The 9,102-nt window shown below is 65.7% G+C and carries 9 protein-coding genes; all 9 read left to right on the forward strand.

Annotation, left to right across the window (positions count from 1 at the left end):
* The first annotated feature begins 379 nt into the window (after positions 1 to 379).
* The 9 genes from U9J41_RS28950 (at position 380) to U9J41_RS28990 (ending at position 8,959) form a co-directional block, all read left to right on the forward strand.
* The gene (locus tag U9J41_RS28950; protein WP_322405657.1) at positions 380 to 1,879 is read left to right on the forward strand and encodes a B12-binding domain-containing radical SAM protein; all 1,500 of its coding nucleotides are present in this window, start codon (positions 380 to 382) and stop codon (positions 1,877 to 1,879) included.
* A 110-nt stretch (positions 1,880 to 1,989) separates the two neighbouring features.
* Positions 1,990 to 3,132 (forward strand): MlaE family ABC transporter permease, encoded by a 1,143-nt coding sequence (locus U9J41_RS28955; protein WP_425261304.1) that lies wholly within the window; start codon positions 1,990 to 1,992, stop codon positions 3,130 to 3,132.
* Positions 3,132 to 3,983, forward strand: coding sequence for an ABC transporter ATP-binding protein (locus U9J41_RS28960; protein ID WP_056438056.1), 852 nt, complete (start codon positions 3,132 to 3,134; stop codon positions 3,981 to 3,983). Before U9J41_RS28955 ends, U9J41_RS28960 begins: the two co-directional genes overlap by 1 nt.
* A 1-nt stretch (position 3,984) precedes the next feature.
* Positions 3,985 to 4,932: an MlaD family protein gene (locus U9J41_RS28965; RefSeq protein ID WP_322405661.1), complete on the forward strand. Its 948-nt coding sequence runs from the start codon at positions 3,985 to 3,987 to the stop codon at positions 4,930 to 4,932.
* A gap of 14 nt (positions 4,933 to 4,946) precedes the next feature.
* Positions 4,947 to 5,558 (forward strand): ABC-type transport auxiliary lipoprotein family protein, encoded by a 612-nt coding sequence (locus U9J41_RS28970; RefSeq protein WP_322405663.1) that lies wholly within the window; start codon positions 4,947 to 4,949, stop codon positions 5,556 to 5,558.
* Positions 5,555 to 6,682: a VanZ family protein gene (locus U9J41_RS28975; RefSeq protein ID WP_322405664.1), complete on the forward strand. Its 1,128-nt coding sequence runs from the start codon at positions 5,555 to 5,557 to the stop codon at positions 6,680 to 6,682. The genes U9J41_RS28970 and U9J41_RS28975 overlap by 4 nt, the downstream gene beginning before the upstream one ends.
* A 60-nt stretch (positions 6,683 to 6,742) precedes the next feature.
* Positions 6,743 to 7,069: a (2Fe-2S) ferredoxin domain-containing protein gene (locus U9J41_RS28980; RefSeq protein ID WP_322405666.1), complete on the forward strand. Its 327-nt coding sequence runs from the start codon at positions 6,743 to 6,745 to the stop codon at positions 7,067 to 7,069.
* A 14-nt stretch (positions 7,070 to 7,083) separates the two neighbouring features.
* Positions 7,084 to 7,713 carry an alpha/beta hydrolase gene (locus U9J41_RS28985; RefSeq protein WP_322405668.1) on the forward strand — a complete coding sequence of 210 codons (630 nt, stop codon included), beginning with the start codon at positions 7,084 to 7,086 and terminating at the stop codon, positions 7,711 to 7,713.
* 97 nt (positions 7,714 to 7,810) lie between these two features.
* Positions 7,811 to 8,959, forward strand: coding sequence for a D-alanyl-D-alanine carboxypeptidase family protein (locus U9J41_RS28990; RefSeq protein ID WP_322405669.1), 1,149 nt, complete (start codon positions 7,811 to 7,813; stop codon positions 8,957 to 8,959).
* The last annotated feature ends 143 nt before the right edge of the window (positions 8,960 to 9,102 follow it).

Genomic DNA, 9,102 nt, shown 5'->3' on the forward strand with positions numbered 1-9,102 from the left:
AGCAACGTATTTCTTTTGCGTGAACATTTGATAATTTAAGCATTCAGCAGCCCCTTAGTTATTCACTAGTGACTGCTGGCACCTCATCAAACGCCCACACTTATCGACTGTTGATTGTTAAAGAACTGTATTCGGTACTGCCTTGCTGCATCTGCGAATCGTTTTGTTCGTCAGCAGCAGAGAAGTGAGATTATGCCGTGCTTCGCAATGTTCGTCAACTTCTTTTCTTCCTCTTCGAAGCGTTCAGAACCGTTAAAGTTCGTTTCGCTTTCGACGAGGGACCGAATGATACCAGCGTCGAAAACAGACCGCAAGGCCCGCACGCCTGGCGAACCGTGGCAGCGTACAATGGACGCTTTGCCGTCCTACCCGCATCGCCATGACCATCCTGCTCGCCACCCTCAACGCCCGCTATGCCCACGCTTCGCTCGGGCTGCGCTACCTGCTGGCCAATATGGGCGCGTTGCAAGAGCAGACGAGCCTGATGGAATTCGTGATCGGCGCAAAAACCACCGAGGTCGTGGAACGCCTGCTGGCCAAGCAGCCGCGGATCGTCGGCTTCGGCATCTATATATGGAACGTCGAGGAGACGACCAGGGTCGTCGCCATGCTCAAGCGCGTGGCGCCCGAGGTGACGGTCGTGCTGGGCGGCCCGGAAGTGTCGCACGAGACCGGGGAACAAGAGATCGTGCGCCTGGCCGACTACGTCGTCACGGGCTGGGGCGACATCACCTTTCCCAAGCTGTGCGGCGACATCCTGCGTGGCCCCAAGCCGATCATGAAGGTGCACGCGGGCGTGCAGCCGCCAATGGCCGACATCCGCCTGCCGTACGAACTCTATACGGACGAAGACATCGCCCACCGCACCATCTATGTGGAAGCGTCGCGCGGCTGCCCGTTCAAGTGCGAGTTCTGCCTGTCGTCGCTGGACAAGACGGCGTGGCCGTTCGGGCTCGACGCCTTCCTCGCGGAGATGGAGACGCTGTACCGGCGCGGCGCGCGCCTGTATAAATTCGTCGACCGCACGTTCAACCTGAACGTCAGGACGAGCCAGCGCATCATGCAGTTCTTCCTCGATAAGATCGCGGCCGATCCGGGCGATCCGGTCTACGCCCACTTCGAACTCGTGCCGGACCACCTGCCGGAAGCGCTGAAGGAAACGATCGCGAAGTTCCCGCCCGGCGCCCTGCAGTTCGAGATCGGCATCCAGAGCTTCAATCCGGACGTGCAGGCCCTCGTGAGCCGGCGCCAGGACAACGCCAAGGCCGCGGACAACATCCGCTGGCTGACGACGCACTCGCACGCGCACCTGCACGTGGACCTGATCGCCGGCCTGCCGGGCGAAGACGTCGCATCGTTCGCGCGCGGCTTCGACCAGCTGGTAGCGCTCGGCCCGCACGAGATCCAGTTCGGCATCCTCAAGCGCCTGCGCGGCACGCCCATCATCCGCCACACGGCACCCTACAAGATGGTGTACGACCCGTATCCGCCATACACCGTGCTGGCCACCGACCGCATCGACTTTCCCACCATGCAGCGGCTCGTGCGCTTTGCCCGCTATTGGGACCTGGTCGCGAACTCCGGCCGCTTCGCCCACACGATCGAGGTCCTGCTGGGCGACAGCCCGTTCGCCAGCTTCATGGCCTTTTCCGACTGGATGTACACGCAGCTCGACGCCACCCACCGCATCGCGCTGGACCGCCTCGCGAAACTGGTGCAGGCCTGGCTGCAGCTGCGCGGGATGCCGGCCGGCGCAGCGGCGGCCCTGGTCGCGAGCGATTACGCGGGCAGCGCGCACAAGCCGGCCACCAAGGACAAGGGCGCGCAACCCAAACCGGCCGCCGCGCCCGAACGCCAGGTGCGGCACCTGGCTGCGTAAACACGTGAGCGCGCCACGTGAGCGCACGCCAATGTGCGCCAGCGTACGCTCTGCGGCACGCAAGCGTAACGCTGGTGGCGGCAGTCGCGAATCTCTTTTACACTGCCGCAATGCAGATTGAAAATGCGCCAACATTAACCATCGAGCATCCCAGTCCGGAGCGCCGGACCACGGGTGCGGAGCAATCCGTGGTGGCGCGCGGCGTATGGCAAGTGCACGCGTTCTCGCGGCGCGGTTTCAAGGACATCGAAAAGACGATGAAATCCCTGGCCGGCAAGCCGGTCGCCTGGGATCTGTCCGAAATCGCCAGCCTCGATCACATCGGCGCCCAGTTGTTCTGGAGTTCCTGGGGCAAGCGCCGCCCCGAGCAACTGAAACTCGACCCGCGCCAGGAAGAGCTGTTCGAGCGCATCGAAAAATCCGGCCACATCGCGCTGCCGCGCACCCGCAAGAGCCGCCTGCAATGGGTGATCACGCTGGGCAACGGCGTGCTGTCCTTCTTCGAGCACTTGCGCGGCGCGATCACCCTGATCGGCCAGGTGGTGCAGGACATCGGCCGCTTCATCCGCCATCCGCTGTCCGGGCCGTGGCGCGAGATCTCGGCCAACGTCTACCACTCCGGCTTCCAGGCGCTCGGCATCACGGCGCTGGTCGGCTTCCTGATCGGCGTGGTGCTCTCGTACCTGTCGGCGCAGCAGCTGCGCATGTTCGGCGGCGACATCTACCTCGTCAACATCCTCGGCATGAGCATCATCCGCGAACTGGGCCCGCTGCTCGCGGCGATCCTCGTCGCGGGCCGCTCCGGGTCGTCGATCACGGCGCAGCTGGGGGTGATGCGCGTGACGGAGGAACTCGACGCGATGCTCGTGATGGGCATCTCGCACGGCTACCGCCTGATCATGCCCAAGGTGCTCGCGCTCGCGCTGGCGATGCCGCTGCTGGTCGTGTGGACGGATGCGATGGCCCTGATCGGCGGCATGGTCTCGGCGAAGATCGAACTGGGCCTGACGATGCGCTACTTCGTGCAGAAGCTGCCGTCGGCCGTGCCGATCGTGAACTACACCATCGGCCTGGGCAAGGGCGTCGCCTTCGGCATGCTGATCGCGCTCGTGTCCTGCCACTTCGGCCTGCGCATCAAGCCGAACACGGAAAGCCTGGGCCGCGGCACGACGACGTCGGTCGTCACGGCGATCACCGTCGTGATCCTGGCCGACGCCGTGTTCGCGATCGTCTTCTCGGGGGTGGGCTTCTGATGGAAAAGCCCCAGCGCCCGCCGCAGCAATTGAACCGCAAGCCCGAGGAAGACGTCGGGCCGCCGGTCGTCCAGATCCGCAACCTGTGGACGCGTTTCGGCCGCACCGTCGTGCACCAGGACCTGAACCTCGACATCTACGCAGGCGAAATTCTCTCCATCGTCGGCGGCTCCGGCACCGGCAAGACCGTGCTGCTGCGCCAGATGCTGGGCCTGGAGCGGCCGTCCAGCGGCTGCGTCAGGGTGTTCGGCGAGGACGTCAGCAGCGCCAGCCCGGAACAGTTGCAGCGCATGCGCAACCACTGGGGCATGCTGTTCCAGCAGGGCGCGCTGTATTCCGCGCTGACCGTGTTCGACAACATCGCGCTGCCGCTGCGCGAGCTGCGCGCCCTGCCCGAGGACGTCGTGCGCGACGCCGTGCTGCTCAAGATGGACATGGTGGGACTCGGTCCGGGCGACGCCAACAAGATGCCGTCCGACCTGTCGGGCGGGATGATCAAGCGGGCGGCCCTCGCGCGCGCGCTCGCGCTCGAGCCGCAACTGCTGTTCCTCGACGAGCCGACGGCGGGCCTCGACCCGGACCTGTCGGACTCCTTCGTGGCGCTGATCCAGACGCTGCACAGCGAGTTGCACCTGACCGTGGTGATGGTCACGCACGACCTGGACACGCTGTTCGCGCTGTCGTCGCGCATCGCCGTGCTGGCGGAGAAGCACGTGATCGCGGTGGGCCCGTCCTGCGACGTGCTGCGCGTCCCTCACCCCTTCATCAAACACTTTTTCCTGGGGCCGCGCGGCCAGCGGGCGCTGGAAGTGCTGGAAGAGCGCATCGCAAGAAAGGAGTCGGAAGACTGACATGGAAAACAGATCGTATGCCCTCATGACGGGCTTCTTCACGGTCGCGCTGCTGGTGGCCGCCATCCTGGTCGGCCTGTGGCTGAACCGCGACCGCACCAAGACGCATCCGTACGAGATCGTCACCACGCAGACCATCCCCGGCCTGAATCCACAGGCGGCCGTGCGTTACCGCGGCCTGGAAGTGGGGCGCGTGGACGACATCGTGTTCGACCCGCGCGTGACCGGGCAAATCCTCATCAAGCTGTCGATCGAGGACGGCGCGCCCGTCACGACGACGACCTTCGCCTCGCTCGGCTACCAGGGCGTGACGGGCATCGCGTTCATCCAGCTGGACGACGACCGCACCGGTTCCCCGCTGCTGAAAAGCGACAAGGAGCACGTGGCGCGCATTCCGCTGCGTCCCGGCCTGCTCGACCAGCTGGAAAAGCGCGGCCTCGCGATCCTGGAAAAGACGGAGCGCATCACGGACAGCCTGAACAACGTCCTCAGCAAGGAAAACCAGGACAAGATCACCGGCGCCTTCGACAGCATCAACAAGGCCGCCGCCGCGTATGCCGAGATCCCGGGCCAGCTGCAGCCCACGCTGGCGCGCCTGCCCGCGCTGACCGATAAACTCGATCGCACGATGGGTTCCGTGAACGACCTGTCGACCAGCGCCACCGCCGCCGTGCGTAACTACGACCGCCTCGCGACGAGCCTGCAGGCGCCGGGCGGCCCGCTCGAACGCGCCAGCACCGCCATCGATTCGCTGGGCGGCGTGACGTCCGACCTCGAGCTGCAGACATTGCCGCACGTGGTCGACATGGCCGACGAAGCCAAGACGTCGCTGCGCGCCGTGCGCCGCACCGTGACGAACCTGGGCGAGCGCCCGCAAAGCATCCTGTTCGGCGCACCGGCGGCCGAACCCGGCCCGGGCGAACCCGGTTTCGTCCCCCCGACCCAATGAGGAATCCAGCGACCATGCATCCGACCCGCTTCCTTCTCGCCGCGGCCCTGGCCCTGATCCTGTCCGGCTGCGCCTCGCAAAAAGGCCAGCCGACCACGCAGTTCGACTTCGGCCCGGCCACCCCCGCGAGCGCGCAGGCGCCCGCGCAGGGCACGCTCGGTCCGGTGGTCGTCACCGACGTCACCGGCTCGAGCGCCCTGGACAACGAGCGCATGTTCTACCGCCTCAGTTATGCCGACCCGCTGCAGGCGCGCACCTATGCCAACAGCCGCTGGACCGCGAATCCGCTGCAATTGCTGACCCAGCGCTTCAAGACGCGGCTCGCGCAGGCCGGCGCGCGGGTGTTGTCGGAAACGGACGCGTCGATCGGCATTCCGCTGCTGCGCATCGACGTCGACGAATTCATCCAGGACTTCGGCGGCGTGAGCCGGAGCACGGGCGTGGTTGCCGTGCGCGCCTCCGTGTTCCAGGGCCATACGCTCGTCGACCAGCGCAGCTTCCGCCAGTCCGGCCCCGCGACCAGCGCCGACGCGGCCGGCGGCGCGCGGGCCCTCGCGGCCAGCACCGACGCCGTCGCGGCCGACATCGTGGCCTGGCTGGGCACACTGAACATCGACCGACGATGACCGATACGGAAGACGACGCCGGCCCGCGCGCCTCGCCGGTGGCGCGCGCGGCGCTGCTGGCTTATCTGCTGCTGATCGTCTACGCCAGCTGGTTCCCGTTCTCCGGCTGGCGCAGCAGCGGGCTGTCGCCGTTCGCCTTCCTCAACCTGCAGATGCCGCGCTGGTGGACCGGTTTCGACGTGCTGGTCAACGTCGTCGGCTACATGCCGTTCGGCGTCCTGATCGTGCTGGCGCTGCACCCGCGCGTGCGCGGCATGTGGGCCGTGCTCGTCGCCGCCGCCGTCGGGCTGCTCGTGTCGGGGACGATGGAGGCCGTGCAGAACTACCTGCCCAGCCGCGTGCCGTCGAACCTCGACCTGCTGACCAATGCGGCCGGCTGCCTGGCCGGGGCGCTGCTCGGCGCCTGGTTCGCGCCGATGCTGGTGGACCGCAGCCGTTTATATCTGTTGCGCCAGCGCTGGTTCGCGTCGCACGCGAGCCAGGGCCTGGTGCTCATCGCCCTGTGGCCGCTGGCCCAGGTCTACCCGCAGAACTACCTGTTCGGCAACGGCCAGGTGCTGCCGCTGCTGTCGGAATGGCTGTCCAACTGGCTCGACACCGACATCGACCTGGTGACGCTGCTGCGCGGCGACGTGCCGATGAGCGTGGAGCAGTACTGGCTGTCCGAGACGATCATCACCGCGTGCGGCATGACGGGCGCCGCCCTCACCCTGCTGTGCCTCACGCGCCGCAGCGCGCCAAGGCTGTCGCTGATGCTGGCGTTGATCCTCGTCGGCATCGTTGTCAAGACGCTCGCGAGCTCGCTGTTCTTCGCGCCGGACAACGCCTTCGTCTGGGTCACGCCGGGCGCGGAAGGCGGCTTCCTGATCGGGTTGATCATGCTGGCCGGCCTCGCGTTCGCGCCCCAGGTGGCGCAGCGCCGGCTGGCCGTGGTGACGCTCGTGCTGTCGCTCATCGTCGTCAACACGATTCCCGCGAACCCGTATTTCGTCTCGACGCTGCAGGCCTGGCAACAGGGTAAATTTTTGAATTTCAACGGCGCCGCCCAATTCCTCGGCATGGCCTGGCCGGTCCTCGCGCTGTGGTTCCTGCTGCTGCCGTCGCATCGGCTGAACCGGCCCTGATTAGGGCGTATCATAGCGGGCGACGGCGCCGGCGCGGCCGCCAACTCATCCGGAAACGACATGAACGACGACAAACCCTTTTATCGACACCACGTGTTCTTCTGCCTGAACGAACGCGAAGGCAAGGACTGCCGCCCCAGCTGCGGCAAGAGCGGCGCCGAGGCCGCACAGCAGCACGCCAAGAAGCGCGTCAAGGAGCTGGGCCTGAACGGGCCGGGCCAGGTGCGCATCAACAAGGCCGGTTGCCTGGACCGCTGCGAGGAAGGCCCCGTCGTGGTGATCTACCCGCAGGGCACGTGGTACACCTACGTGGACACGACCGACATCGACGAAATCATCGAACGCCACCTCGTCAAGGGCGAGGTGGTCGAGCGCCTGAAGATCTGAGGCCGACGCACGCAATGAACAAGAATTCGCACAAGTTTTACCTGACCGGCCGCGCCGGCAAGATGGAATGCCTGCTGGACGAACCGGAAGGCGCACCGCGCGGCATCGCCCTCGTCGCGCACCCGCACCCGCTGTACGGCGGCACCATGGACAATAAAGTGGCGCAGACGCTGGCCCGCGCCTTCGTCGGCCTCGGCTACGCGACGGCGCGCCTCAATTTCCGCGGCGTCGGCGAGTCGGAAGGCGTGCACGACGAAGGCCGCGGCGAAGTGGACGACATGGAGATCATGCTCGACCACATGATCGAACAGTATCCGGGCCTGCCGTACGCGCTGTCCGGCTTTTCGTTCGGCACCTTCGTCCAGGCCCAGTTGCAGCAACGCCTGATCCAGCAAGGCCGCCCGGCCGAGCGCCTGGCGCTGGTCGGCACGGCCGCCGGCAAGTGGCCGGTGCCGGCGGTCCCGGCCGACACGATCCTGATCCACGGCGAACTTGACGATACGATACCGCTCACGCACGTGTTCGACTGGGCGCGCCCGCTCGACATCCCCGTGACGGTGATTCCCGGCGCCGACCATTTTTTTCACCGCAAGCTCGTCCACATTAAAAATCTTGTCGCGCAATTGTGGCGGCGTGACATTTGAGCCGAACGCTGGCCTATAATGATGCGATCTTCTTTCAAGGCAATGTTTACCGGCATTGCCATCGCGTCATCTCCTGTTCACCTCTCGTTTGCCTTCCATGAAAAAGTTAATCGCGGCCTTCGCCGCCAGTGCCCTCCTGATGTCGGCCGCCCATGCGCAGCAGGTGCCGGCCCCGCAAATCGCAGCCCGTTCGTGGCTCCTGCTGGACGCCACCAGCGGCCAGGTCATCGCGTCGCAAGACCCGGACATGCGCATCGAACCGGCGTCGCTCACCAAGGTCATGACCGCCTACGTCGTCTTCGAAGCCCTGCGCGACAAGAAGATCACGCTGGACCAGATGGTCAACGTCTCGGTGCATGCGTGGAAAGTCGACGGCAGCAGCTCGAAGATGTTCATCGACCCGGCCACCCCCGTGAAAATCCAGGACCTGCTGTACGGCCTGATGATCCAGTCCGGCAATGACGCCGCGGTGGCGCTGGCCGAAGCCGTGGCCGGCGACGAAGCGACCTTCGTCACCCTGATGAACCGCGAGGCCCAGCGCATGGGCATGAAGAACACCCACTTCGCCAACCCGCACGGCTTGCCGAGCCCCGAGAACTACTCGACCGCGCGCGACCTGTCGATCCTGGCCTCGCACGAGATCCAGGACTTCCCGCAGTTCTACAAGATCGACTCGATCAAGGAATTCACGTACAACAAGATCAAGCAGCAGAACCGCAACCGCCTGCTGTGGCTGGACCCGACCGTGGACGGCCTCAAGACCGGCCACACCGAAGCCTCGGGCTTCTCGATGATCGCGTCGGCGCACCGCCCGAACGGCCCTGCCGGCGAGCGCCGCCTGGTCTCCGTGCTGTCCGGCGCCACGTCGGACGGCAACCGCACGGCGGAAAGCCAGAAGCTGCTGAACTGGGGCTTCCAGAACTTCGACACCGTCAAGCTGTACGCCAAGGGACAGGCGATCCTGACGCCGGAAATCTGGAAGGGCTCGCGGTCGAACGTGAAGATCGGCTTCCCGAACGACGTGTGGGTGACCGTGCCGAAGGGCGTGGCCCAGAAGATGAAGCCGGTCCTGGAGCGCAAGGATCCGCTGGTCGCGCCGCTGGCCCTGAACAGCCGCGTCGGCACGCTGAAGATGATGGTCGACGGGAAGCCGCTGCTGGCGCTGCCGGTGGTGTCGCTGGAAGAAGTGCGGGAAGCGTCGATCTTCGGGCGTGCGTGGGACTCGATGCGCTTGTGGATGAAGTAACCTCGCTGTAAGCACGACATCGTAGATACCGTCTTGCGCGTCAAGCCTCACATGGCGTAATTCGGGTCATATGGCCTGCCTGAGTGCACAACACCAAAGCACAGGTGGGCCAGCTTGCGCATGCAGGCACCTATCACGGCCAT

It is taken from the genome of Massilia luteola (assembly GCF_034420155.1).
Taxonomy (GTDB): Bacteria; Pseudomonadota; Gammaproteobacteria; order Burkholderiales; family Burkholderiaceae_D; genus Telluria; species Telluria luteola.